The following is a 25,457-nucleotide window of genomic DNA, read 5'->3' on the forward strand; positions in this document are numbered from 1 at the left end:
ATCCGCCGGCCTGAGTCACCATATAGTCGGCGAGCCTGGGCTCGCCTACGAAAGCGGTGAACCGCACCACCGAAGCACGGACTCTAGTTTCAAGTCCAACCTTCGGGGTGCGGTTCACGATCCGGCCCCTCCGTTGGGTACGGCTGGAAATGGCCGATACTGCTACTGGCTGCAGAACTTGCTGTAGGTGCTGCCGGCCTTCTCATATTCGGTCTTTAGCCCGTTAAGCTTTTCAGCGTCCGGGTTCTCCTTCACGGACTCGTCCGCGTAGTCCAGGATCGCCTGAAGCGCCGGCTGCAGGTCATCAGAGGACACGGCTTCGATCGGCCGGATCTGGTTGGCGAGGCGGATCATTCCGGTCTTGCCTGTGCTGGCCGCGGGGTTCGACACAACGGTCTTGACCCGATCGCAGGTTTCCGCAGTGGACAATTTCGGTGCGCTGCAGGCCGAAGCGGAGAGGAGGAGCCCGGCGGCGAGCGCGGCAGTGATGAGTTTCTTCATGTTTCCCTCTGTAGTTGATCGTCGATCGATTGTAAGCAGGGGCGGCGGTGCGCGGTCTCATTGGGACCCGGTTATGAACTGCTGCCATGGCCGGAGCCGGAGCGACGCACCGTCGGTACACTTTTCGGGCAAAACGAAACCCCGCCTTCACGGCGCGCGGCCTGTGAAGACGGGGTTTCTCATCTGTGCACCCCCCGGGACTTGAACCCGGAACCCATTGATTAAGAGTCAATTGCTCTGCCAATTGAGCTAGAGGTGCAGCTGCTGTTTCGTTCAATCGTGGGCTTTGCTTCCCGCGTTGTTCTCCGCAACGACATGAAACTCTACACGAACTTTTCGCCAGTGTGAAATCAGGGCGGATGAAGGTGCCGGAGCTTAGCCCGGCAGGCTCAAAATCAGCGCGAAATCAGGGTTTTCGTTGTTGCTGAGCGCCCACAGGTCCCCGTTCGGAGCGAGCGAGACGTTCCGTATGCGGCCATACTGCTGTGTGAAATAGCCCACAGGCTTGCCGGCATTTTCACCATTGAGCCGCACCGACCAGATCCGCTGCCCGCGGAGTGCTCCCAAATAGGCTGTAGTACCAGCGATCTCCAGTCCGCTGGGCGAAGACTCGGCGGTGGAGGGCCACACGACTTTTGCGTCGATGAATTCCGGGCGATGGGGTGCCCCGGTGACCACGGGCCATCCGTAGTTTCCGCCTGCCTGGATCAAATTCAGTTCGTCATTGACATCCGGACCGAACTCGCTGGCCCAGAGACGCCCTTGAGCGTCCCATGCCAGGCCCTGAACATTCCGGTGACCGAGACTGTAAACGGGGTTGCCGGGGAACGGATTGCCCGGTGCCGGCTCGCCGTCCCTGGTCAGCCGGAGGATCTTCCCTCCCAGAGCGTTCCGGTCCTGGGGTTGTTCGCGGCGCTGTGAGTCGCCCGTACCCACGTAGAGGAAGCCGTCGGGGCCGAAGCGGATCCGGCCACCGTTGTGGGTGGACGCCTTGGGGATGCCGGAGAAAATGACTTCCGGAGCGCCCAGCCTCAGGCCGCTGCCCGTACCGGCCCCTTCCGGTTCGATCCGAAGGCGGGCGATCCTGTTGTCTTCGGCCGCGGTGAAGTACAGGTAGATGAAGCGGTCGGCGGCATAGTCCGGGGACAGTGCCAGCCCCAGGAGCCCGCCTTCGCCGCCGGGGACCACTCCCGGAACCTTGCCGACGGTGGTGATTCTGCCATCTCTGACGGATTTGAGGAGGGCGGAATCCCGCTCCGAGATGACTGCTGTTCCGTCCGGCAGGAATACCGTTGACCAAGGCAGCTGCAGGCCATCTATTTTGGTGCTGACCTGCGGCTCGCCCGAGCCTGTTGCGCCGTTTTTCCCGGGACTGGCGGCCGTGCTATCGCCCGGACCCGGCACGGTACCGGCGGCCGTGCCCGTAGAGGGGCCGGTTGACGTGCCGCCGCTGCCGTCCGGGGCGCTGCCGCCGTTCCCGGTGCAGCCGGCAAGCATGAGCGCCAAGGCCACAGCGGCAGCGATACCTGTGACCGGCTGCAGGCAAGATGCGACTGCGGTGCTGGCCAATGCCATGCGCGCCCCGCCTGTGATCATGACTTTGCCGCCTGTCCTGGACGGGGGATCAGCCCACCGCTGTTAGTTGCCGGTGTTAGTTGCCGGCTTTCAGCGCCGGGTCCGGCGCGGAGCGCGGAAACCGGCAGCCTCGGCATGGGCAGGCGAGAGGAACCACACCTCCGCACTCGCCTCGTTGTAACCGGAGCTGTCCTCGTCGTAATAGGTCATCGATCCGGTATCGGCCTTCACTGTGAAGCCCTCGGGGCCGCTTCCGTCCGCTGAAGATGCGGCCGAACCCTCGCCATAGGGTTGACCGGGTGCGCCCGCGGCACCCTCATGGGTGGGCGCTGCAGCCGCGGCCGACGTGTCAGGGGCCTCAGCAGCCTTGGTCTGGTGCGGTTCGTTGGCCATGGCCCCCGCGCCAGCAGCCCGGGGGCTCATGGTTTCGTGGCCCACGGGTTCGGCACCGTGGCTCGCTGCGGCCTCGGTGGCTGCTGACGACTGGATTCTCTGCTGGGTTTCTGCCTCGGCATCCAGGGTCTCGGCGGCGGCCGACTCCGCTCCGGGCAGGGTGGCGGCGTGCTGTTCGGTGTACTCAGGGTGATGCGCGGGGGTGCCCGGAGCTGATGATGCGGACTCCGCGGAGCGCTGGGGCGTTGCCGCGGCTGATCCGGCTTCGGACCATTGTGTGTCCCATTCGGCTTTGTCTTCGTCATCGTCCCAGTCATCGACGTCGCCGCCGGAGGGAACGTGAGCGCCGGCCGGCGGGCGTGAAGTGGCGGCGTCCCAGGACTCAATGTCGGGTTCCACGTCCTCCGGGTCGGCCTGGGCTGCCGGCGAAGAGTCAGGCCGGACGGGTGGTGCGCCGGCCGGGGAGGGCGCTTCGGTCCGGGCGGCTTCTCCGGCGCCTGCTGTGTTGGCGAAACCAGTCGCCCCGGCCTCAGCGGGAGCCGCGGCTGAAGCGCTGCTGCCGGAAGCGCCCGCCATGGAAGCGCTGGCCCTTGAAGGAGAGGACGTTACCTGGTCGGTCCCGGCTGGATCCCGGCTTCCTGCAGTCTTGCCCGAGTTGCGGTTCAGCAGCCACCACACGATGGCAATGATCAATACGATGACGATGACCCAGATAAGCCACTCCATAGCAAAACCCTTCTGTCCACGAGGCGAGGTTGCCGTTGCTTGACGGTACGTCGCTGTCAATACGGCTGTCTAGGTTTGTCAATGCCTGGCTGCGCTGTGCGCAGACCGATAAGCAGCGTTCAGGAGTCCGCGGGGCGTGACGTAGCCTCGCTTCATGGACTTCAAGCGTCTCCGGATACTCAGGGAACTGGCGGACCGCGGCTCGGTGGGTGCCACCGCCGAGGCGCTGGGCGTCACGCCCTCAGCCGTTTCGCAGCAGCTCAAGACGCTTCAGGACGAGCTCGGAGTGGTGCTGATGGAGAAGTCGGGCCGTGGCGTGAGGCTCACCGAAGCCGGCGCCGCGATGGCGCGGGCGGCGGCAGAGGTCGCCGTCGCGATGGCCAGGGCGGAGGCAACGGTGGACACGTACCGCCGGGGCTGGCAGACGCAGGTCAAGGCCGCCTTCTTCCCCAGCGCAGCGGAGATGCTCCTGCCGGGGCTCCTGCACCGAGTGAAGGAAATCGACGGACTCCGCTTTGAAGCCCACTTGGAGGATCCCGGCGTGGCGGGATTCGCTGGCCTGGCGGCGGACTATGACATCGTTCTTGCCCACAGCGTGGACGGGCCGGAGGTGTTTGCGCGGCGGGGCCTGGTGGTGGTGCCGTTACTGAACGAACCGTTGGATGTGGCCATTCCGTCCGGGCACGTGCTGGCTTCGAAGCCCAGTCTGACGGCGCGGGACGTGGTGGGGTTTCCCTGGATGGGAGTTCCGGAGGGGTTCCCGTTTGATACCGTCCTGCAGCAGATCGAGGCACAGGCGGGCACCACGGCAGTACGCGCCCAGCTCTTTGCCGATCTTCGGGTCCTGGAGGCGCTCGTGAGCTCGGGTCATGGGCTATCGCTGCTCCCGCGCTATACCTCGCTGGGAAATCAAGGCAGGGGATTCGTTCTCCGTCCCCTGACCGGAGTGACGGCGCGCCGCAGCATCGTGGCCCTTGCCCGGCCCGAGGTGGCAGCAAGGACCACTATCCAGAGTGTCCTCGGCATGCTCAAGGCGGAAGCCAAGGCCCTCACGGATGGCCTCGAAAAGGTGTGACCGCCGCCACGCGCCCCTCGCCGGGAGCCCGCGAAGTCCATTATTTGAGACGTGAGTCCACTATCTGATCGAAATATTCCGGAAATCCCGCTTAACCGGCCATTCCGGGTCGTTGGCGCGGTTCCCGGAGTCATAGACTTTGACCCATGAGTGAGGACACCCAGATCGCAACCGACAACAAGCCTGACATCAAGCCCCGGAGCCGGGTCGTCACCGATGGCATTCACGCGGCTCCGGCACGTGGCATGTTCCGGGCCGTGGGGATGGGCGATGACGACTTCGCCAAGCCGCAGATCGGTGTCGCGAGTTCGTGGAACGAGATCACTCCCTGCAACCTTTCCTTGAACAGGCTGGCCCAGGGCGCCAAGGAGGGCGTCCACGCCGGCGGCGGGTTCCCGATGCAGTTTGGCACGATCTCCGTTTCCGACGGCATTTCCATGGGCCACGAGGGCATGCACTTCTCCCTGGTCTCCCGCGAGGTCATTGCTGACTCCGTGGAAACGGTGATGCAGGCCGAGCGGATCGACGGCTCTGTTCTGCTGGCCGGCTGTGACAAGTCGCTGCCCGGCATGCTGATGGCGGCCGCGCGCCTGGACCTGGCCAGCGTCTTCCTGTACGCCGGCTCCATCATGCCGGGCTGGGTCAAGCTCGAGGACGGCTCCGAAAAGGAAGTCACCCTCATCGACGCCTTTGAGGCCGTCGGCGCCTGCGCTGCCGGCAAGATGAGCCTCGAAGACCTGACCCGCATCGAAAAGGCCATCTGCCCGGGCGAAGGCGCCTGCGGCGGCATGTACACGGCCAACACCATGGCCTGCATCGGCGAAGCCCTGGGCATGTCCCTGCCGGGTTCCGCGGCGCCGCCCTCGGCAGACCGCCGCCGCGATGAGTTTGCCCGCAAGTCCGGCGAGGCAGTGGTGAACCTGCTGCGCCTGGGCATTACCGCCCGGGACATCATGACCAAGAGGGCGTTCGAGAACGCCATCGCCGTGACCATGGCCTTCGGCGGCTCCACCAACGCCGTGCTGCACCTGCTGGCCATCGCCCGCGAAGCCGAGGTCGAGCTGACCCTGGATGACTTCAACCGCATCGGCGACAAGATCCCGCACCTGGGTGACCTGAAGCCGTTCGGCCGCTACGTCATGACCGACGTCGACAAGATCGGCGGCGTGCCGGTCATCATGCGCGCACTGCTGGACGCCGGCCTGCTGCACGGCGATTGCCTCACCGTCACGGGCAAGACCGTGGCGGAGAACCTGGCTGCCATCAACCCGCCGGACCTGGACGGCAAGATCCTCCGTGCGCTGGACAACCCGATCCACAAGACCGGTGGAATCACCATCCTGCACGGTTCCATGGCTCCTGAGGGTGCCGTGGTGAAGAGCGCCGGCTTCGACGCCGACGTCTTCGAAGGCACCGCGCGGGTATTCGAGCGCGAGCAGGGCGCCCTGGACGCGCTGGACAAGGGCCTGATCAAGGCGGGCGACGTCGTGGTGATCCGCTACGAAGGACCGAAGGGCGGCCCCGGCATGCGCGAAATGCTCGCCATCACCGGAGCCATCAAGGGTGCGGGCCTCGGCAAGGACGTCCTGCTCCTGACCGACGGCCGCTTCTCCGGCGGCACCACCGGCCTGTGCATCGGCCACGTTGCCCCCGAAGCGGTCGACGGCGGCCCCATCGCCTTCGTCAAGGACGGTGACCGTATCCGTGTGGACATCGCTGCCCGGAGCTTCGATCTTCTGGTCGACGACGCCGAACTCGAGTCCCGCAAGATCGGCTGGGAACCGCTTCCGGCCAAGTTCACCAAGGGCGTCCTGGCCAAGTACGCCAAGCTGGTGCACAGCGCCTCCACCGGAGCATACTGCGGGTGACACAAAGTTGAGCCCGTCGCCGTTAGGGCGGCAGGGCTTAATGAGGAAGCTCCGTTAGGTCCCTGGCGATCGGCGTTTGCGCCGTTCGCCGGGGGCAGGAGCGAGAAGTGACCGGACCGGGATGTTCGGTTGATGGACAATGAAGTCCAAATGGTGAGACGGCGGTCAGCTTCGTTGACACGCATCCCACCAGAGGGAAAACTGAACGCATGATCGCATTCGTTACCGTCGGCGCCGTCGTCGTACTTACCAAGCGCGTGGCTCCATAGCCCGACTGGTAACGAACTGTCACGCGCAACCCCTCGAAGAGCCGCCAGGCTGAGGGGTTTTTTTATTTTCCAGCGTGACAGCAGTTTCAGCTTTCATGTAGCACCGCCCCAATTCAAGATTCACTAAGGAAGAGTCCGATGAGCAAAGGATCGCCGATCAGCCCCTCGCTGATGGCTACTAAGTCCGCTGGAGCCCCCAAGGCTCCGGAACGCGCCGACCGGACGGCTGAAACCGCCGTCGGCGTCGACACTGCTGCAACCGCCTCTCCTGTCCTCGGGCCGAACAACGTTGTACCCCCAACGGTGATGACCGGCTCGCAAGCTATTGTCCGCTCGCTCGAAGAACTCGGCGTCGACGATATTTTCGGTTTACCCGGTGGCGCGATCCTGCCCACCTATGACCCTCTGATGGCCTCCAAAATGAACCACGTTCTGGTCCGTCACGAACAGGGAGCCGGCCACGCCGCGCAAGGCTATGCCATGGTCACCGGGCGGGTGGGCGTCTGCATCGCCACCTCGGGCCCCGGTGCCACCAACCTCGTAACCGCCATCATGGATGCCCACATGGACTCCGTCCCGCTCGTGGCCATCACCGGCCAGGTGTCCAGCGGAGTCATCGGGACCGATGCCTTCCAGGAGGCGGACATCGTCGGCATCACCATGCCGATCACCAAGCATTCGTTCCTGGTCACGGACCCCAACGACATCCCCCATGTCATGGCTGAGGCCTTCCACCTCGCCTCGACGGGCCGGCCGGGACCCGTCCTTGTAGACGTTGCCAAGGACGCCCAGCAGGGCCAGATGACATTCTCCTGGCCGCCGAAAATCGATCTCCCGGGCTACCGTCCCGTGGTCCGCGGGCACAACAAGCAGGTCCGCGAGGCGGCCAAACTGATCGCGGCAGCCAGCAAGCCTGTGCTGTACGTCGGCGGCGGCGTGGTCAAGGCCCACGCCTCGGCCGAACTGATGGAGCTGGCGGAGCTGACCGGTGCCCCCGTGGTCACCACGCTCATGGCGCGCGGCGCCTTCCCGGACTCGCACCCGCAGCATGTCGGCATGCCCGGCATGCACGGAACTGTGTCCGCCGTGACGGCCCTGCAGCAGTCGGACCTCCTGATCACCCTCGGCGCCCGTTTCGATGACCGGGTTACCGGCATCCTGAAGTCGTTCGCGCCCAACGCCAAGGTGATCCACGCAGACATCGATCCCGCCGAGATTTCCAAGAACCGCACGGCCGACGTCCCGATTGTGGGCTCCGTCAAGGAGATCATCCCGGAGCTCACCGAAGCGGTGCGGACCCTGTTCGGGACCGCGGGCACGCCGGACCTCGCGAACTGGTGGACGTTCCTTAACAACCTGAAGGACACGTACCCGCTGGGGTGGACCGAGCCCGAGGACGGTCTCAGCGCCCCGCAGCGCGTCATCGAACGCATCGGCGCGCTGACGGGCCCTGAGGGAATCTACGTTGCGGGCGTGGGCCAGCACCAGATGTGGGCCGCGCAGTTCATCAAGTACGAGCGCCCGCACGCCTGGCTGAACTCGGGCGGCGCCGGCACCATGGGCTACGCGGTTCCCGCAGCCATGGGCGCCAAGGTGGGGGAGCCGGACCGTGTGGTCTGGGCCATCGACGGCGACGGCTGCTTCCAGATGACCAACCAGGAACTGGCCACCTGCGCCATCAACAAGATCCCCATCAAGGTCGCCGTGATCAACAACTCCTCGCTGGGCATGGTCCGGCAGTGGCAGACGCTTTTCTATGAGGGCCGCTACTCCAACACGGACCTCAACACTGGCCACGACACCGTCCGGATCCCGGACTTCGTCAAGCTGGGCGAGGCCTACGGCTGTGCGTCCTTCCGCTGCGAACGCGACGAGGACATCGACGCCACGATCCAGAAGGCCCTGGCAATCAACGACCGCCCTGTGGTTATTGATTTCGTTGTCAGCCCTAACTCCATGGTGTGGCCGATGGTGCCCGCCGGCGTCAGCAATGACCAGATCCAGGTTGCCCGCAACATGACCCCGGAATGGGAAGAGGAGGACTGAACATGCCCCGCCACACACTGTCTGTTCTGGTCGAAGACAAGCCCGGTGTGCTGACCCGCGTCGCGAGCCTCTTCGCGCGCCGGGCCTTCAACATCAATTCCCTGGCCGTCGGCCCGACGGAAGTCCCGGGCATGTCCCGGATGACCGTTGTGGTCGACGCCGACGGTGACCTGATCGAACAGGTCACCAAGCAGTTGAACAAGCTGGTCAACGTGATCAAGATTGTTGAACTCACCTCAGAATCTTCCGTACAGCGTGACCACATCCTGGTCAAGGTACGTGCGGATGCCGCAACACGCCTGCAGGTGACCCAGGCTGCAGACCTGTTCCGTGCTTCAGTGGTCGACGTCTCCACAGACTCCGTGGTCATTGAAGCAACCGGCCACCCAGAAAAACTCACGGCACTCCTCTCAGTGCTCGAGCCCTTCGGTATCCGCGAAATCGTGCAGTCCGGCACCTTGGCCGTTGGACGGGGATCCCGCTCCATGAGTGACAGGGCGTTGCGCAGCGCTTAAGGCACAGCCTTCCTGCAGCGCATGCCTAGGCATTGCCGCACCACAGACCACCATCTATAAAGAATCCACTCAAAGGAGACACCCCAGTGACTGAAATGTTCTACGACGACGACGCCGACCTGTCGATCATCCAGGGTCGCAAGGTTGCCATTGTCGGCTATGGCTCTCAGGGCCACGCCCACGCGCTGAACCTGCGCGATTCCGGCGTCGAGGTTGTCATCGCGCTCAAGGAAGGCTCGAAGTCGATCGCCAAGGCCGAGGAAGCAGGCTTCACGGTCAAGAATGTTGCCGACGCCGCCGAATGGGCCGACGTCATCATGATCCTGGCACCGGACCAGCACCAGCGCTCGATCTACAACGACTCCATCAAGGACAAGCTGACCGCGGGCAAGGCCCTGGCCTTCGCACACGGCTTCAACATCCGCTTCGGCTACATCGAGGCTCCGGAGGGCGTCGACGTCATCCTGATCGCCCCGAAGGCTCCCGGCCACACGGTGCGCCGCGAGTTCGAAGCCGGCCGTGGCATCCCGGACATCATCGCCGTGGAGCAGGACGCCACCGGTTCCGCATGGGAGCTGGCCAAGTCCTACGCCAAGGCCATTGGCGGCACCCGCGCCGGTGTCATCAAGACCACCTTCACCGAAGAGACCGAAACGGACCTCTTCGGCGAGCAGTCCGTCCTGTGCGGCGGCGTGTCCCAGCTGGTCCAGTACGGCTTCGAGACCCTGACCGAGGCCGGCTACCAGCCGCAGATCGCCTACTTCGAGGTGCTTCACGAGCTGAAGCTCATCGTTGACCTCATGTGGGAAGGCGGCATTGCCAAGCAGCGTTGGAGCGTCTCCGACACCGCAGAGTACGGCGACTACGTCTCCGGCCCGCGCGTCATCACCCCCGAGGTGAAGGAAAACATGAAGGCTGTTCTCGCCGACATCCAGAACGGTGCCTTCGCCAAGCGCTTCATTGACGACCAGGACAATGGCGGCGCCGAATTCAAGGAACTGCGTGCAAAGGCAGAGCAGCACCCGATCGAGGGTGTGGGCCGCGAACTTCGCTCCCTGTTCTCCTGGCAGCAGCAGGACGAGGACTACGTCGAAGGCTCTGCAGCCCGCTAGGGCTGAGGCTTTCGCTTAGGAGCCCTTCAGGACGCGACAGTGAGGCCGGGTTCACACTTAACAATGTGAGCCCGGCCTTTCCGTCAGCCTAGACTTAATTCATCCCCCGGACTGCAACGCAGAGGATCAGCCGTGTCAAAACCCGTAGTACTGCTCGCCGAAGAACTTTCGCCCGCCACAATCGAGGCCCTTGGCCCGGACTTTGAAATCCGCCAGACCGACGGCGCCGACCGCTCCCAGCTGCTCTCTGCCATTGCGGACGTCGACGCCATCCTGGTGCGGTCCGCCACGAAGGTGGACGCCGAAGCCATCGCAGCGGCGAAGAACCTGAAGGTCATCGCCCGCGCCGGCGTCGGGCTGGACAACGTTGACATCAAGGCGGCCACTCAGGCCGGCGTCATGGTGGTCAACGCCCCGACGTCCAACATCGTCTCCGCCGCCGAACTCACGGTCGGCCACATCCTGAGCCTGGCGCGCCACATTCCGCAGGCCAGCGCCGCCCTCAAGGACGGTGAGTGGAAGCGCTCCAAGTACACGGGCATCGAACTCTTCGAGAAGAAGATCGGCATCATCGGCCTGGGCCGGATCGGCGCCCTGGTGGCCGCACGGCTCCAGGGCTTCGACACGGAAATCCTCGCGTACGATCCGTACATCACCTCCGCCCGCGCTGCCCAGCTCGGCGTGAAGCTTGTCACCCTGGATGAGCTGCTTGCGCAGTCGGACTTCGTGACGATCCACATGCCCAAGACCCCCGAAACGGTCGGCATGCTCGGCGCTGACGCCTTCACCAAGATGAAGCCCACGGCCTACGTCATCAACGTGGCCCGTGGCGGACTCGTTGACGAGGAAGCCCTCTACGCGGCACTGCAGGACGGCCAGATCGCCGGCGCGGCAGTGGACGTCTTCGTCCAGGAGCCCAGCACGGACCTGCCCTTCTTCAAGCTGGACAATGTTGTGGTCACCCCGCACCTGGGTGCCTCCACGGACGAAGCCCAGGAGAAGGCCGGCGTTTCCGTGGCCAGGTCAGTACGACTCGCCCTCGCCGGTGAGCTCGTGCCGGATGCGGTCAACGTTGCCGGCGGCGTGATCGCCCCCGACGTCCGCCCGGGCATCCCGCTGATCGAGAAGCTGGGCCGCATTTTCACAGCCCTGACCCACGCCTCCCTGACCCAGATCGACGTTGAGGTTGCCGGTGAGATCGCCTCCCTCGACGTCAAGGTCCTGGAGCTCGCTGCCCTCAAGGGCATCTTCGCTGACGTTGTCACCGAGCAGGTGTCCTACGTCAACGCGCCCGTCATCGCTGAACAGCGCGGCATCAACACCCGCCTCATCACGACTCCCGATGCCGAGGACTACCGCAACGTCCTGACCCTGCGCGGAGCCCTGAGCGACGGCAGCCAGATCTCCGTTGCCGGCACCCTGACCGGCCCCAAGCAGGTGCAGAAGCTCGTTGGCGTCAACGGCTACGACGTCGAAATCCCCATCAGCGAACACCTCGTGGTGGTGTCCTACGCTGACAGGCCCGGCGTCATCGGTACGATCGGCCACATCCTGGGTATGAACAACATCAACATCGGCGGCATGCAGGTGGCACGCCAGGCAGAGGGCGGCCAGGTGCTGGCGCTGCTCACCATCGACAGCTCCGTCCCGCAGCAGGTGCTGGATGCCATCAAGGCCGGCATCGGTGCGGAAATGGTGCGCGAAGTGGATCTCGAGGACTAGGGATCCCGCCCCGGGGTGAACTCTGCGCGGCAGGGAGAACACCCCGGCTAAATATGATTGGCCGGTCTGCGTACAATGGCTAGGTCCGAATTAAGGATCTTGCCGGCAGACCGGCCAATACTTTTTGCACGCCCGCAAGGGAAACCTCCACCTCCAAAGGTGATCGAGTCGTGCGCACGCAATCCAGGTTTCAGGGAGCCCAATGAACGCCGTCCAGAGGTTCATCAGAAGCAAAGTGCTGCTGCTGACCGCTGCCATTTTGATCGCCGCCATGTGCCTGTCCGTCCTCGTCCAGAACCAGTCGCAGGCAGCGCTGAACCGGACCGTGGACGAAAACTCGCGCGGGCTCTATGACATCCTGGTCCAGGCCAAGGCGGGTTCCGGGGGTGCACTGATGCAGCCGGAGATCGCCAACGGCCAGGGCGGCATCAGCTTCGGCCAGCTGCAGGGCATCAGGGACCTCTCGGGCACCTCGGTCGCAGCCCCCATCAGCCTGGTCTCCCGCGTCACCCAGAACCTGGAAGCCCCGCGGCTTGAGGCCATGGACTACCTCGGCTTCAACGCCGGGCTGGTGGGCACGGCTACGGCAAGCCAGCCGGGCGGCACAGATCCCAGCAAGTGGCCGGCCTCACAGTCGGTCCTCAGCGCTACCCCCAAGAAGTACCGGCTGACGGCCAGCGCCACCAGTTCCGACGGCGCTTCCGAGCAGACTCTCTTCAAGTCCACTGCGGAAGGATCCCTCGGCAAGGCCCGACTCGTCGAAGAACAGGCCGCCGGCGGCAAGAGCATCCGCATTGCCGGACCCGAGGGTGAGACGGGCATCAAGTTCCCGGCACCCGCGGGCGGATCCGAGCACAACCTCTTCAACCTCTCCGTAGCCCTGCCCATGGCGCCGGAGGTCACCGAGTCTGTGGTCGCCGTCGACCCCGTTTCGGAGCGCGCACTGCTGGGAACCGCCGGCGACTTCCTTGCCCCGCTGGAGAAGGCACCGCCGGCCGACGCCCGCAACGCGGGCGCGATCGGACGCCACTTCGAAAGCCTCTTCACCACCGGCATCGGCATGAAGGAACTCGAGGAGGGGCCCGATTTCCTGGGCGTGAAGCTCAAGTACTGGGCGCCGCTGATGACCCAGTACCAGCAGGCCAAACTGAACGGCCAGCTGACCGAGGATTCCCAGGCCATACCCCTGATTGTCCGCTCGGGCACGTCCGTTGACCTGAAGTACTCGGTGAAGATCGAGGAAATCGATGACTCCGGGAACGTGGTCAAAGAGGTCGGGACGGTGGACCGGTCCCTGGACAAGGATTACCTTCCGTTCGTCTCCAAATCGCCCTTTGCGCTCGCCTGGCCGGGATCCACCGATTACTCCAAGCTGCTGGGGAACTCGTCGAACTTCAGCCGCGGCCTCTACACGCCTGCCACCTGGAGCACGAACTTCGCGTCCGCTCCCAAGTACACGGATGGCTCCACCGCGGGCAACGGTGCTGTCGACAAGACGGCAACGCCGGGCGAGTGGGTCACCGTCAACCGTCTTCCGGAGAAGACAGCGGCCGGGGAACCGGTGGACCAGACCCAGCGCAATCCGGTCGATGAGCGCTCCTACCGGGACAACCTCGAAACGGGGAAGAAGCTCGCCGCACCCCTGGCCATGGTCTACGGGACGTTCGACCCCGCCGCCGTCAAAGAAGCGGCTGGGGATGTGAACAGGCTTCCGCTGGGCGGCTACGACCCCACTCCGCTGACGCTGACCAAGGACGCCCAGGGCAAGGATGTCCAGGACACCACGCTCAAGCCGTCACTCAGTGCCACCGGGCTGGTCAGCCAGTCGGCCGGCGCGATCACGGACTTCTACGGTCTCGCGGCCGCACGCGGCTTCGAGAAGAACACCTCGGTCATCGACGCCGTGCGCGTCCGGGCCAGCGCGGCTGGAAGCTGGAAGCAGGCCCAGCCGGAGGTTGAAAAGCTCGCCAACGAGATCCGGGACATGGGCCTTGAGGCCACCATCGTGGCCGGCTCTGCGCGCGAGGACGCCAACATCTTCGTCCCCGGCTACTCCAAGGACGACGCCGGCAAGGAATCTGCGCTGGGCACCGTCCAGCAGTCATGGGTCAGGCAGGATGCTGCCGACGCCGTGTCCGGCTCGCTGACCGCCACCAACCTCACACTTCTCTTCCTAACCCTCTGCGGCGCTGCGCTGCTGACAGGCGCCTCCACCGTCAGCTACGTCCGGCAGCGCCGCCGCGAGGCCGGCACCCTGCGGGCCATGGGCTGGACCCAGCGGCGGATCCGCTCGTGGGTGCTGGAGGAATTTGCCGTCGGCGCCGGGCTTCTGGCCGTCGCGGGTATCGTCCTGAGCCTGCTGAGCTGGAACCTCGCCACGGTGATTGTCTCGGCGTCAGTGCTGTTCCTGTATGCGGCCGCGGCCTTCTTTGCAGCCCAGCAGCTCCGCCACCGCGAGGAGATCGACCAGGAACCCCAGCATGACGAGCGGCTCATCGCCGTCGACTCGCCCCTGACGTTCGCAAACCGGCAGCTGAGCACCAACCGCTTCAATGCCATCTCGCTTGCCGTGGCGGTCGGAGTGTTCGGTGCAGCAGTGGGCGGCCTGATCGCCCTGCTGATCGACATCCCGCGAGCCGCCGGCGCCAGCGCACTGAGCGGCCTGGCTGCTGCCAGCGTCGCCCTGCCAAGCATCGTCCTGGGCCTCTCCGGAGTTGCGGTGGGACTCCTGCTGACGCTCGTCACCGGCCGCTTTGAACTGCAGGCCAAGCGCCAGTACCTGGGCACCCTTGAGGCCATGGGCTGGAACCCCGACATGCTGGGCCAGGTCCGTTTCTTCGAAAATGCCCTGGTGGGCGCGGTGGCTGTGCCATTGGGCGTGCTGGGCGCCCTGGGCGTGGGGCTGCTCCTGGCCCCCTATGCCGCGCTCTGGGCCGCCGTGGCCGGGCTCGTGGCCGTACTTTGCTGGATTCCGATTGCAACGAAAGTAGTCCAATGACCAACGACCTTAACCTTCGCCGGGCGCGCGGGAACGACGACGGCGAGGGCTCGCTCCAGACGCGCGCCAACACCCTCGTCAAGGCCGCCGATCACGGTACCCCGCTCGAGCTGAGCAACATCACCATCCGCTACGGCGGCGGAAAAGGCGGAGCCGACGCCGTCAGCGTGGTGGAGGGCTTCGACCTGACGCTCCACGCAGGTGAGATGCACTGCGTCGCCGGCCGAAGCGGCTCCGGCAAGACCAGCATCCTGACCGTGGGCGCGGGACTCACCCTGCCGACGTCGGGCCGGGTGCTGTGGGAGGGGCAGTCGCTCGAAAGCATGGGCGATGACGAGATTGCTGACCGCCGGCGTGCCCTGATCGGCTACGTCGACCAGGGCGGGGCGCTGATCGACGGCATGAGTGCCCTTGAAAATGTCCTGCTGCCCGCAGTCCCGGACGGTGAAGTGGATAAGCGCCGCGACATGGCCAAGGACCTCTTGGATCTTGTGGGACTTGGCCGCCGGATGAGGCACCGCCCAGCCCAGCTCTCCGGCGGTGAGCGCCAGCGCGTCGCCATTGCCCGGGCCCTGATTCTGGGAACACGCGTCCTGGTAGTGGATGAGCCCACAGCCAGCCTGGACCGCGCGTCCGCCAACCGCATCATCAGCATCCTTAAGGACACGACGTCCGACGGGATTGCCGTCCTCGTTGCTTCACATGACCACGAACTGGTCCGGCTGAGCGATACGCTGACCGAACTGATCTAGATTCATCCCTCCGCACTAAAGGTAACGTTCCGCCCGTGACTTCCCCAGACAAGCGCCCGTTCTACATCACCACGGCCATCACCTACCCCAACGGTGTGCCGCACATCGGCCACGCGTATGAGTACATTGCCACCGATGCAATGGCCCGCTTTAAGCGGCTCGATGGCTACGACGTGATGTTCCTGACGGGCACTGACGAGCACGGTCTGAAAATCGCCCAGGCCGCGGAGAAGGAAGGTGTCACGCCGAAGGAGCTCGTGGACCGGAACGCGGAAATCTACAAGGCGGCGCACGCCGCCCTGGGGATCTCCTACGACCGCTTCATCCGCACCACGGACACCGACCACTACACCGCTTCGCAGGCCATCTGGAAGAAGATGGAAGCCAACGGCGACATCTACCTCTCCAAGTACGAGGGCTGGTACTCCGTCCGCGACGAGGCCTACTACGTGGAAGACGACACCGTGGTCAAGGAGGACGGCGACCGGTACACCAAGGAGACCGACACCCCTGTAACCTGGACGGCCGAGGAGAGCTACTTCTTCCGCCTCTCCAACTACCAGGACAAGCTGCTGGCGCTCTACGAGGCGCAGCCGGAGTTCGGCGCCCCGCAGTCCCGTTTCAACGAGGTCATCAGCTTCGTCAAGCGCGGCCTCGAAGACCTGTCCATCAGCCGCACCACCTTTGACTGGGGCGTTCCGGTACCCGGCAACGACAAGCACGTCATGTACGTATGGGTGGACGCCCTGACGAACTACCTGACCGGCGCCGGATACCCGGAGGTGGAATCGGCGTCCTTCAGGAAATTCTGGCCTGCCGACGTCCACGTGATCGGCAAGGACATCTCGCGCTTCCACGCCATCTACTGGCCTGCTTTCCTGATGAGTGCCGGCCTGGAACTGCCCCGGCGCGTGATGATCCACGGCTTCCTGCACAACAATGGCGTGAAGATGTCGAAGTCGCTGGGCAACGTGGTGGCCCCGGCCGATTTCGTGGCCCAGTACGGCCTGGACCAGGTCCGGTTCTTCTTCCTCCGTGAAGTGCCTTTCGGCGCAGATGGCAGCTACAACCACGAGGCAATTGTGGGGCGGATGAACTCGGACCTCGCCAACAACTTCGGAAACCTGGCGCAGCGGTCGCTGTCCATGGTGGCGAAGAACTGCGAAGGCCGGGTGCCGGTCCCCGGAACCTTCACCGCCGAGGACCAGGCGATCCTGGCGCAGGCGAACGGCCTGCTCGAGCAGGCGCGCGCCGCCTTCGACAAGCAGGAATTCAGCCGTGCCCTTGAAGCGATCTGGGGTGTGCTGGGCGACACCAACGCGTACTTCGCCGAGCAGGCCCCCTGGGTCCTGCGGAAGACCGACGTCGAACGCATGCGGACTGTGCTGTACGTGACCCTTGAGGTGCTTCGCATCGTCGCGATCCTGGCGCAGCCGGTCATGCCGGGGGCATCGGCGGCCCTTCTGGGCACCCTGGGGCAGCCGGAGGGCGACGCCCGGCAGTTCGCTGCCATCCCGACGCCGATTGTCGCCGGCACCGAACTGCCCGCGCCGGCACCGGTCTTTCCGAAGTACGAAGAACCGGCCGAAGCGTAGCCCCATGCCGGACGCTCCCTCACCCTTCACCGGAAGGGGGGGAGCGTTCGTGTTTAAGCCCCCGTCGCGGCGCTGTTCGAATAATGAGACGGTTTGACCAGAATGTGGATGGCTTGGCTACCCTGAAAACATGAGCGCATCAACGATCAATCTCGCTGTCATCCCCGGGGACGGCATTGGCCCCGAGGTCATCGCCGAAGCCATCAAGGTCCTCGAAAAGGTGGTCGCCGCCGAAGGCGTCACCCTCGAGCAAACCCACTACAAGCTCGGTGCGCAGCACTGGCTGGAGACCGGCGAGACACTTCCGGAGTCGGTGCTGGAGGACCTGCGGACCCGCGACGCCATCCTGTTCGGCGCGGTCGGCGCCGCCCCCGGGGACACCCGGATACCCTCCGGCATCATCGAGCGCGAGATGCTCCTCAAGCTGCGGTTCAGCCTTGACCACTTCGTCAACCTGCGTCCCTCCAGGGTCTACAGCGGCGTGGGCAGCCCGCTGTCCGCCCCGGGAGCCATAGATTTCATCGTGGTCCGGGAAGGCACCGAAGGCCCCTATGTGGGCAACGGCGGCACCCTGCGTGCCGGCACCCGCCATGAGGTGGCCACGGAAGTGTCGCTGAACACCGCGCATGGCGTGGAGCGCGTGGTGCGCGATGCGTTCCGGCGCGCCAGCGAGCGCCCCCGCAAGAAGCTGACCCTGGTCCACAAGCACAACGTCCTGGTGTACGCCGGGCACCTGTGGAAGCGCACGGTGGAAGCCGTCGCCAAGGAATTCCCCGAAGTCAGCCACGACTACCTGCACATCGACGCCGCCACGATCTTCATGGTCACCGACCCCTCACGCTTCGACGTGATCGTCACGGACAACCTCTTCGGCGACATCATCACGGACCTCGCTGCAGCCATCACCGGCGGCATCGGACTGGCAGCATCCGGCAACATCAACATGGACCGCACGGCCCCGTCCATGTTTGAACCGGTTCACGGATCCGCTCCGGACATTGCCGGGCGGCAGAAGGCGGACCCCACGGCCGCCATCCTGTCGGCGGCGCTGCTGCTGGACCACCTGGGCTTCTCCGACGCGGCACGCAAGATCGAGACCGCGGTGGTGGCCGACGTCGAAAGCCGCAACGGCGAAGCGCGGACCACCAGCGCCATTGGCGACGCCATTGCCGCTGCCGTTTAGCCCCGTCCAGCAGGCGTAAGCTTGACCTGAATCACCAAAATGCTGCCGTGGTCCGATGCTGAACCACGTTCACATGCCAGGCAGCCGACCGTGGAGGAACCATGACTCAGACTGCCCATGGCGTCGAATTCACCCAGCAGCCGTCGGCCACCCCGAAGTCTGCTGAAGAGCGTGCAGCCATCCTGGCGAACCCGGGTTTCGGCAACTACTTCACCGACCACACCGCGATCGTTGACTACAGCGTCGATGAAAACGGACAGGGCGGCTGGCGCGATGCCCGGATTGAGGCCTACGGGCCCATCATGCTTGACCCCTCGGCAGCCGTCCTGCATTACGGGCAGGAGATCTTCGAAGGGCTCAAGGCCTACCGGCACGCCGACGGCAGCATCTGGACCTTCCGGCCTGAGGCCAACGCCGCGCGCATGAACCAGTCCGCCCGCCGCCTGGCCCTGCCGGAGATTCCGGCCGAGTACTTCCTGGGTGCCATCCGTGAACTCGTGGCCGCGGACAAGGAATGGGTCCCGGCCGGCGACGGCGAGGCCCTTTACCTGCGTCCGTTCATGATCGCCACCGAGGCATTCCTGGGCGTCCGCGCCGCCCGCGAGGTGTCCTTCCGGGTCATCGCGTCGCCGGCAGGCAACTACTTCGGCGGCGAGCTGAAGCCCGTTTCCATCTGGATCTCGCGACAGTACGCCCGCGCAGGCCGCGGCGGTACCGGCGCCGCGAAGTGTGGCGGCAACTACGCGGCGTCGCTGATCGCGCAGCAGGAAGCTGAGGCCCACGGCTGCAAGCAGGTGCTGTTCCTCGACCAGTTCAACGACAACGCGGTAGAGGAACTGGGCGGCATGAACGTGTTCTTCGTGATGAAGGACGGCTCGCTGGTCACGCCCGCCCTGACCGGAACCATTCTGGAGGGCGTCACGCGGATGTCCGTCATGCAGGTGGCCAAGGACATGGGCCGCGAAGTCGCAGAGCGCAAGATCACGCTGGATGAATGGCGTGACGGCGTGGCCTCCGGTGACATCACCGAGGTTTTCGCCTGCGGCACCGCCGCCGTCATCACACCCATCGGCGTCCTTAAGGACGACACGGAGTTCATCGGTTCGGAGGACGCCAAGGCTGGCGAAACCACCATGGCCATCCGCGAGCAGCTGCTCGGCATCCAGACGGGCAAGGTCGCCGACACCCACGGCTGGCTGACCCGGCTCGCCTGACGCTTTTGTACGTACGACGGCGGGTGGCCGGGGTGGTGCCTTTGCGGCATCGAACCGGCCGCCCGCCGTCGGCGTTCCCCGGAAATGCAAGAATGGGACTGTGAATCCGGACACCACGCCAGCCCTCAAAGCCAGCAGCCCGCTGACCAGGTTCCACCTGGCCCCGAACCCCGGGCCCATGAGCCTGGACGGCACCAATTCGTACCTTATTAGTGTAGGGGGCCATCCAGGGGCCGCTGTGGTGGACCCTGGCCCGCTCCACGAGGCGCACCTCCAGGCGCTGGCCGCTGCTGGTTCCGTGGAACTGATCCTGATCACCCACCGCCATGCGGACCACACCGCCGGGGCGGCACGCCTCCACGAACTGACGGGTGCGCCCGTCCGCGCGGCCGACCCGGCGCACTGCATCGGGGCCACGCCGCTCCGGCCCGGTGAGACCATCGCAGTTGCCGGAACCGAAGTCCGGGTGGTCGCCACCCCGGGCCACACCTCCGATTCGGTCTGCTTCCACCTGCCCCTCGACGGGCCGGCCGGTTCCGTGCTCACCGGCGACACGATCCTGGGCCGCGGAACTACCGTTCTGGACCACCCGGACGGCCGTCTGGATGACTACCTGTCTTCCCTCGACCGGCTGGAACTGCTGGGGCCAGCCACCGTGCTGCCGGCGCATGGTCCGGTCCTTCCTGCACTCGACGCCGTGGTCCGGGACTACCGCAGCCACCGCCTGGACCGGCTCAGCCAGATCCGGGCGGCCCTCGCCGGCCTGGGCGGGAAGTCCGGAGTCGCGGAGGTCACGGATGTTGTCTATGCCGACGTCGATCCGGCAGTGCGGCGCGCGGCCGAGAATTCGGTGGCTGCCCAGCTGGACTATCTGCGCACCCTGCACGACCGGACCTGACGGCGGGACGCGGCGGGGGAGCCGAACCAAGACTGTAGGCTTGGGACCATGCGTATTGCCCGGTTTGTAGTCGATTCTGATCCCCTCTACGGCGTTGTTGAAGGCCAGCCCGGCAGTGAGGAAATTACTGTCATCAACGGCGACCCGTTCTTCAACGGCGTGGAACGCACGCACGTCCGCCACAAGCTGGAGGACGTCCGCCTGCTCGCACCCATCATTCCCCGCAGCAAGGTCATCGGCGTGGGCCGGAATTTCGTGGAGCACGCCCGCGAGCTCGGCAACGAAGTGCCGCAGCAGCCCCTGCTGTTCCTCAAGCCCAACACCTCGGTGGTAGGCCCGAACGATCCCATCGTGCTGCCGGAGTTCTCCGATGAAGTCTCCTACGAGGCCGAGCTCTGCGTCGTCATCGGCCGGATCTGCAAGGACGTTCCGGAAGAACGCGCGGACGACGTCATCTTCGGGTACACCTGCGGCAATGACCTCACCGCCCGGGACGTTCAGAAGACCGACCTGCAGTGGGCCCGCGCCAAGGGGTTCGACACCTCCGCGCCGCTGGGGCCCTGGATCGAAACCGAACTGGACCCCGAGGACCTGTCCATCAAGGGGTGGCTCAACGGCGAACTCCGCCAGGACGGCAGCACTAGCCAGATGATCCGCGGCGTCCGGGAACTTGTTTCCATCGTCTCGAGCGCGTTTACCCTCCTCCCCGGCGACGTCATCATGACCGGCACCCCGGCCGGCGTCGACCTCGTGCAGGCCGGTGACCGGTACGAGGTGGAAATCGAGGGCATCGGCAGGCTGTCCAACCCGATAGTCCGCCGCTAACTGCTTTCCGCGCCGATTTCGGACAGCCGCACCGTGGATCCACGGTGCGGCTGTCCGTTTTCGTAGCGGATGTGCGCACCGGAGCCTGCGTCGAAATCCGTGAACGGGCAGGCGGTAAAGTTGGAGTCACTATGACTACTCCTTCTGCGCCCAACGCCGTCCCCGGCTCTGCCCCCCTCGAAGTCACGCGTGAAGTCACTGCCGACACCCCCGTCCGCGTCCGGTTCTGCCCGTCACCCACCGGCACCCCGCACGTCGGCCTGATCCGCACGGCCCTCTTTAACTGGGCCCACGCCCGGCACACCAAGGGCACATTCGTGTTCCGCATCGAGGACACGGACGCCGCGCGCGACTCGGAGGAGAGCTACCAGCAGCTGCTGGAGGCCCTGAAGTGGCTCGGCATCACCTGGGAAGAAGGCGTGGAAGTCGGGGGTCCGCACGAGCCCTACCGCCAGTCGCAGCGTCTGGACCTCTACAAGGACGTCGTGGCCAAGCTGATCGACGCCGGATATGCCTACGAGTGCTACTCCTCGCCGGAGGAGGTCGAAGCCCGCCACCGGGCAGCCGGCCGCGATCCCAAGCTGGGCTATGACAACTTCGACCGTGAGCTCTCCGAGGAGCAGCTGGCGGCGTTCCAGGCCGAGGGCCGCAAGCCCGTGCTCCGCGTCCGGATGCCGGATGAGGATGTCACCTTCACCGACATGGTCCGTGGCGAGATCACCTTCAAGGCCGGCAGCATTCCGGACTATGTCATTGTCCGCGCCGACGGTTCCCCGCTGTACACCCTGGTCAACCCGGTCGACGACGCCCTGATGGGCATCACGCACGTCCTCCGCGGTGAGGACCTGCTGTCCTCCACGCCCCGCCAGGTGGTGCTGATCCGCGCGCTCATGGACATCGGCGTCGCCAGCTACATGCCGGTCTTCGGCCACCTTCCGTACGTCATGGGAGAGGGCAACAAGAAGCTCTCCAAGCGCGATCCGCAGTCGAACCTGTTCCTGCTCCGGGACCGTGGCTTCATCCCCGAAGGCCTGCTCAACTACCTCTCGCTGCTGGGCTGGAGCCTGTCCGCCGACGAGGACATCTTCACGGTGGAGCAGCTGATCGAGCACTTCGACGTCAACGACGTACTCGCCAACCCGGCCCGCTTCGACATCAAGAAGGCCGAAGCCATCAACGGCACGCATATCCGCATGCTCGACCCGGAGGACTTCCGCGGACGCCTGGTCCCGTACCTCAGGGCCGCTGGATTTGTCGGGGAGAGCCTGAGCGAACGGCAGGAGGAGATCCTCGCCGAGGCTGCCCCGCTGATCCAGGAGCGCATCTCCCTGCTGGGTGAAGCTCCGGAAATGCTCGCCTTCCTGTTCAAGAAGGACGACGCGATCGACGTCGCGGACGACGCCCGCAAGGGACTGCCCGAGAACCTCCAGGAGGTTCTCGACGCTGCCCTGGCGGCGCTCGAGCCCATCGACGACTGGAACGCTGAGAACATCCAGACCGCCTTGAAGCAGGCGCTCGTGGAGGACCTTGGCATCAAGCCGAGGCTGGCATTCGGGCCAGTGCGCACGGCCATCTCCGGGCGCAGAATCTCACCGCCGCTGTTCGAGTCCATGGTGATCCTGGGCAAGGAATCGTCGCTGGCGCGGCTGCGCGCCTTCCGCGGCTGATGTCCCGGCCGGCGGCCGTGGAAGCGACCGAATCCATGCAGCGAGCCGTCCTGGACCGCCGGTTCGGCGCGGTGGGAGGCGTTCTTTTCGACATCGACGACACCCTGGTTGACCTGGGCTTCGCCATGACCACCGCGCTGCGCGATGTCAGCGAACATCTCCTGCCCGGCCTGGACCAGGCCGGGTGGGAGAAGTTCGGCAGGATCTTCACCCACGAAACCACGCACTACTACGACCGCTACCTGGCCGGCGAACTGACCTTCAATGAGCAGCGGCTGCTCCGGGGCCGGGCGGCGCTGGGCCATTTCGGCGTCGACCTGGGCGAAGGTGAGGAATCCCGCAACTGGCTCAGTTCCTATTCGCGGCTGCAGCCCAGCTACGTCAGGGCGTTCGAGGACGTCGTACCCCTCCTGGATGCGCTGGACGCTGCCGGCGTACCCTACGGGGCGGTGAGCAACAACGTGCATGACTACCAGCGCGTCAAGCTCGACAGTGCCGGGCTTGAACGGATCCGCGTTCTGGTGGGCACAGATACCGTGGGGGTGCCCAAGCCGGATCCGGCAATCTACCTGGAGGGCGTGCGGCTTCTGGACAGCTCCGCGGACAGCACGCTGTACGTCGGGGACAACCGCCTGCTCGACGCTGAAGGATCGACGGCGGCAGGACTGCTGGGCGTGTGGCTGAACCGCACCGGGGAGGCCGCCCCGGGCTTTCAGGGGCACGAGGTCGGCACCCTGCTGGAGCTGCTGGCCAGGGACTAAGGGCTCTCCTGCAACGGCAGGCTGTTTCGCGCCGGGTTTCGGAACGCCCGGTTTCGGAGCACCTGGATTCGCAGTCCCCGGTTCCTCAGAATGAGGTAGGCAGCGACCGAGCCGAGGCTAAGGACTCCCACCAGCGCCACGGCCATCGCGGCATCGGACTGGCCAACATGGTTCGACGGCGAAACAGCGGCGATGGCTGAGTGGAGCGTGCCCGTGCCTTCGGCGATCCGGGCGTTGCCATCGGCGAGCTTGGCCGCTCCGCTGGCAAGCCGGGTGGAGCCGGCTGCAAGCCTGGTGTTGCCGTCCGAGAGCGTCGAGGCCCCGGCAGCGAGTGCCCTGGAACCGCTGAGCAACCCCGGGCTGCCGGGATTTGCGGGGTCGCCTTTAATGCCGGCGTTGAGCGCCGAGGTTCCCGCGGCGAGCCGCGAGCTTCCCTGCGTGATCCTGGCGGTGGCTTTGAGCAACCCCGGGTGGGCAGGGTCTCCCGGCACACCGTCCATTCCGACTCGGAGCTTGGCCGTTCCTTCCGCGAGGAGACGGGTGCCCATCACGACGCCGGGGTTGTTCGGATCCGTGCTGTTCAGCCTGCCTGCCAGCGTGCTGAACCCAGCGGTCAGCTTTCGCGTTCCGGCGTGAAGCTGCCCTGCCCCCGCATCCAGCCGTGCCGCGCCGGCGTTGAGCTGTTCCGAGCCTGCCTGCAGCTGCGAGGCTCCGGCGTCCAGCTTCTGTGCCCCCGCCCGGATCTTGGCGATCTTGTCCTTGACCACAGACAACGGAACCAGCCCCTGGACGGGATCCGACGCCGCGGACTCCAGCAGCTCCAAGGCCTGTGCCAGCGCCGCCGTTCCGGTACCTGCCGCGGGATCGTTGTTCGCACCCCGGTAGCCCTTGAGCTGGACGGTGCCGGCCTCCAACTTGTCCGTGCCGGCAGCAAGTTCACCGGTTCCGGCCGCCAGCTGCCCTGCACCGCCGTCAAGCCTGGTGGCGCCGTCGGCCAGGTTATTCGGGGCATTCCCCGCCGGGGTTGGCGTCAGGGCTGCGGACAACTGCACGGATCCGGCCGCAAGCTTGTGGGCACCGTCATCCACCTTGTAGACGCCAGGGGCGAGCTTGTTGTTGACATCCGTTTCGACCTTGACGGCACCTGCGGCGAGCTGGCCGGCACCGGTTTCGAGCCTGTTGGCCCCCGGCGCCAGTTTGCCGCTGATGCCGGTGTAGATCTTGTCCGCGCCCTCAGAAAGTTTGACGGACCCTGCATTGGCCTGTCCGGCTCCGCCGGAAAGCTTGCCAGCGCCCGCTTTCAGCTGCTCCGCGCCGGCTGACGCCCTTTCTGCCCCGTCCTGCAACCTGGCCGAACCGTCTGCGACGCGTCCCGTCACGACGGTGTAGAACCCCAGCAGCGCCATGAGCAGAAGCGCCAGGATGGCGACGGCAAGCTGTTGGGCCCGGGTTCGGGTTTTGCTGGGCATGGTGGCACGGCTCTGTGGCACGGATAATTCCTCTCGACGGTTTTCCGGCGGCGGCTTTGCTGCCGGGCACTCCCGGGGCTGTGATGCAGCTAACAATCAAAAGTGGCTGCAACTCGGCCAGCACGGGGGCGGGGGAGGGGCTGTTACTCGGCGGTAACTTACCGAGCGTAAACTTATTTTCCCCGGCTTGGCAAGGATTTTCCTGCCACGGAGGTCCCGGTGCCACCGAAACGGGCCGCTTAGCGCCGTTCTTGGAGGGTCCGTCCGTTCGATTTGTGCCGGGCAAAACTCTC

Annotated in this window: 19 protein-coding genes and 1 tRNA gene; 15 read left to right on the top strand and 5 right to left on the bottom strand. The window is 65.5% G+C overall.

All coding sequences use genetic code 11. From position 1 onward, the window contains the following. Nucleotides 1-162: 162 nt before the first annotated feature. The 4 genes from AC1DDG_RS01820 to AC1DDG_RS01835 all read right to left on the bottom strand — a co-directional run bounded on the left by AC1DDG_RS01820 (nt 163) and on the right by AC1DDG_RS01835 (nt 3,195). Nucleotides 163-501: a hypothetical protein gene (locus tag AC1DDG_RS01820; RefSeq protein WP_230116854.1), complete on the bottom strand. Its 339-nt coding sequence runs from the start codon at nt 499-501 to the stop codon at nt 163-165. A 186-nt stretch (nt 502-687) separates the two neighbouring features. Further along, nucleotides 688-760, bottom strand: a tRNA-Lys gene (locus AC1DDG_RS01825). Between the two features lie 116 nt (nt 761-876). Then, on the bottom strand, nt 877-2,076 hold the full coding sequence (locus tag AC1DDG_RS01830; RefSeq protein WP_476874743.1) for a PQQ-dependent sugar dehydrogenase: 1,200 nt from the start codon (nt 2,074-2,076) through the stop codon (nt 877-879). A gap of 90 nt (nt 2,077-2,166) precedes the next feature. Next, nucleotides 2,167-3,195 (bottom strand): sunset domain-containing protein, encoded by a 1,029-nt coding sequence (locus AC1DDG_RS01835; RefSeq protein ID WP_476874744.1) that lies wholly within the window; start codon nt 3,193-3,195, stop codon nt 2,167-2,169. Nucleotides 3,196-3,349: 154 nt separating this feature from the next. Here AC1DDG_RS01835 and AC1DDG_RS01840 point away from each other — a divergent pair, with 154 nt between their 5' ends. The 15 genes from AC1DDG_RS01840 to AC1DDG_RS01910 all read left to right on the top strand — a co-directional run bounded on the left by AC1DDG_RS01840 (nt 3,350) and on the right by AC1DDG_RS01910 (nt 23,695). After that, nucleotides 3,350-4,270, top strand: a complete 921-nt coding sequence (locus tag AC1DDG_RS01840) for a LysR family transcriptional regulator (RefSeq protein ID WP_476874745.1) — start codon at nt 3,350-3,352, stop codon at nt 4,268-4,270. Nucleotides 4,271-4,416: 146 nt separating this feature from the next. Beyond that, complete coding sequence (gene ilvD, locus AC1DDG_RS01845; RefSeq protein ID WP_476874746.1) at nt 4,417-6,138, top strand: dihydroxy-acid dehydratase; 1,722 nt, start codon at nt 4,417-4,419, stop codon at nt 6,136-6,138. A 407-nt stretch (nt 6,139-6,545) separates the two neighbouring features. After that, complete coding sequence (locus AC1DDG_RS01850; protein WP_230116849.1) at nt 6,546-8,453, top strand: acetolactate synthase large subunit; 1,908 nt, start codon at nt 6,546-6,548, stop codon at nt 8,451-8,453. Between the two features lie 2 nt (nt 8,454-8,455). Beyond that, complete coding sequence (ilvN, locus tag AC1DDG_RS01855; protein WP_230116848.1) at nt 8,456-8,968, top strand: acetolactate synthase small subunit; 513 nt, start codon at nt 8,456-8,458, stop codon at nt 8,966-8,968. An 86-nt stretch (nt 8,969-9,054) separates the two neighbouring features. Further along, complete coding sequence (gene ilvC / locus AC1DDG_RS01860) at nt 9,055-10,080, top strand: ketol-acid reductoisomerase (RefSeq protein ID WP_230116847.1); 1,026 nt, start codon at nt 9,055-9,057, stop codon at nt 10,078-10,080. 132 nt (nt 10,081-10,212) lie between these two features. Then, on the top strand, nt 10,213-11,802 hold the full coding sequence (serA, locus tag AC1DDG_RS01865) for a phosphoglycerate dehydrogenase (RefSeq protein ID WP_230116846.1): 1,590 nt from the start codon (nt 10,213-10,215) through the stop codon (nt 11,800-11,802). Between the two features lie 202 nt (nt 11,803-12,004). Further along, complete coding sequence (locus AC1DDG_RS01870) at nt 12,005-14,800, top strand: ABC transporter permease (RefSeq protein ID WP_476874747.1); 2,796 nt, start codon at nt 12,005-12,007, stop codon at nt 14,798-14,800. Beyond that, nucleotides 14,797-15,552 (top strand): ABC transporter ATP-binding protein, encoded by a 756-nt coding sequence (locus AC1DDG_RS01875; protein WP_230116844.1) that lies wholly within the window; start codon nt 14,797-14,799, stop codon nt 15,550-15,552. Before AC1DDG_RS01870 ends, AC1DDG_RS01875 begins: the two co-directional genes overlap by 4 nt. A gap of 35 nt (nt 15,553-15,587) precedes the next feature. Then, nucleotides 15,588-17,147, top strand: coding sequence for a methionine--tRNA ligase (gene metG, locus AC1DDG_RS01880; RefSeq protein ID WP_476874748.1), 1,560 nt, complete (start codon nt 15,588-15,590; stop codon nt 17,145-17,147). Between the two features lie 130 nt (nt 17,148-17,277). Next, nucleotides 17,278-18,330 (top strand): 3-isopropylmalate dehydrogenase, encoded by a 1,053-nt coding sequence (locus AC1DDG_RS01885; protein ID WP_476874749.1) that lies wholly within the window; start codon nt 17,278-17,280, stop codon nt 18,328-18,330. A gap of 101 nt (nt 18,331-18,431) precedes the next feature. Further along, nucleotides 18,432-19,544 carry a branched-chain amino acid aminotransferase gene (locus AC1DDG_RS01890; RefSeq protein ID WP_476874750.1) on the top strand — a complete coding sequence of 371 codons (1,113 nt, stop codon included), beginning with the start codon at nt 18,432-18,434 and terminating at the stop codon, nt 19,542-19,544. Between the two features lie 100 nt (nt 19,545-19,644). After that, complete coding sequence (locus AC1DDG_RS01895; RefSeq protein ID WP_476874751.1) at nt 19,645-20,442, top strand: MBL fold metallo-hydrolase; 798 nt, start codon at nt 19,645-19,647, stop codon at nt 20,440-20,442. Between the two features lie 48 nt (nt 20,443-20,490). Further along, nucleotides 20,491-21,267 (top strand): fumarylacetoacetate hydrolase family protein, encoded by a 777-nt coding sequence (locus tag AC1DDG_RS01900; RefSeq protein WP_476874752.1) that lies wholly within the window; start codon nt 20,491-20,493, stop codon nt 21,265-21,267. 131 nt (nt 21,268-21,398) lie between these two features. Next, complete coding sequence (gene gltX, locus AC1DDG_RS01905; RefSeq protein WP_476874753.1) at nt 21,399-22,934, top strand: glutamate--tRNA ligase; 1,536 nt, start codon at nt 21,399-21,401, stop codon at nt 22,932-22,934. 35 nt (nt 22,935-22,969) lie between these two features. After that, nucleotides 22,970-23,695: an HAD family hydrolase gene (locus AC1DDG_RS01910; RefSeq protein WP_476874754.1), complete on the top strand. Its 726-nt coding sequence runs from the start codon at nt 22,970-22,972 to the stop codon at nt 23,693-23,695. On the opposite strand, the gene AC1DDG_RS01915 is transcribed toward AC1DDG_RS01910, so the two are convergent. After that, a complete protein-coding gene (locus AC1DDG_RS01915) occupies nt 23,692-25,185 on the bottom strand; it encodes a hypothetical protein (protein WP_476874755.1) in 1,494 nt (497 codons plus the stop codon). The genes AC1DDG_RS01910 and AC1DDG_RS01915 overlap by 4 nt on opposite strands. Nucleotides 25,186-25,457 lie beyond the last annotated feature (272 nt).

The organism is Arthrobacter sp. 10L430, from assembly GCF_056395245.1.

Excerpts from the sequence above, each read along its gene's own strand:
- AC1DDG_RS01890 (WP_476874750.1), top strand. The coding sequence starts at position 18,432 with ATGACTCAGACTGCCCATGGCGTCGAATTCACCCAGCAGCCGTCGGCC.
- AC1DDG_RS01820 (WP_230116854.1), bottom strand. The coding sequence starts at position 501 with ATGAAGAAACTCATCACTGCCGCGCTCGCCGCCGGGCTCCTCCTCTCC.
- AC1DDG_RS01885 (WP_476874749.1), top strand. The coding sequence starts at position 17,278 with ATGAGCGCATCAACGATCAATCTCGCTGTCATCCCCGGGGACGGCATT.
- AC1DDG_RS01840 (WP_476874745.1), top strand. The coding sequence starts at position 3,350 with ATGGACTTCAAGCGTCTCCGGATACTCAGGGAACTGGCGGACCGCGGC.
- AC1DDG_RS01875 (WP_230116844.1), top strand. The coding sequence starts at position 14,797 with ATGACCAACGACCTTAACCTTCGCCGGGCGCGCGGGAACGACGACGGC.
- AC1DDG_RS01910 (WP_476874754.1), top strand. The coding sequence starts at position 22,970 with ATGCAGCGAGCCGTCCTGGACCGCCGGTTCGGCGCGGTGGGAGGCGTT.
- AC1DDG_RS01835 (WP_476874744.1), bottom strand. The coding sequence starts at position 3,195 with ATGGAGTGGCTTATCTGGGTCATCGTCATCGTATTGATCATTGCCATC.
- AC1DDG_RS01870 (WP_476874747.1), top strand. The coding sequence starts at position 12,005 with ATGAACGCCGTCCAGAGGTTCATCAGAAGCAAAGTGCTGCTGCTGACC.
- ilvD (WP_476874746.1), top strand. The coding sequence starts at position 4,417 with ATGAGTGAGGACACCCAGATCGCAACCGACAACAAGCCTGACATCAAG.
- ilvN (WP_230116848.1), top strand. The coding sequence starts at position 8,456 with ATGCCCCGCCACACACTGTCTGTTCTGGTCGAAGACAAGCCCGGTGTG.
- gltX (WP_476874753.1), top strand. The coding sequence starts at position 21,399 with ATGACTACTCCTTCTGCGCCCAACGCCGTCCCCGGCTCTGCCCCCCTC.
- AC1DDG_RS01850 (WP_230116849.1), top strand. The coding sequence starts at position 6,546 with ATGAGCAAAGGATCGCCGATCAGCCCCTCGCTGATGGCTACTAAGTCC.
- AC1DDG_RS01900 (WP_476874752.1), top strand. The coding sequence starts at position 20,491 with ATGCGTATTGCCCGGTTTGTAGTCGATTCTGATCCCCTCTACGGCGTT.
- AC1DDG_RS01830 (WP_476874743.1), bottom strand. The coding sequence starts at position 2,076 with ATGGCATTGGCCAGCACCGCAGTCGCATCTTGCCTGCAGCCGGTCACA.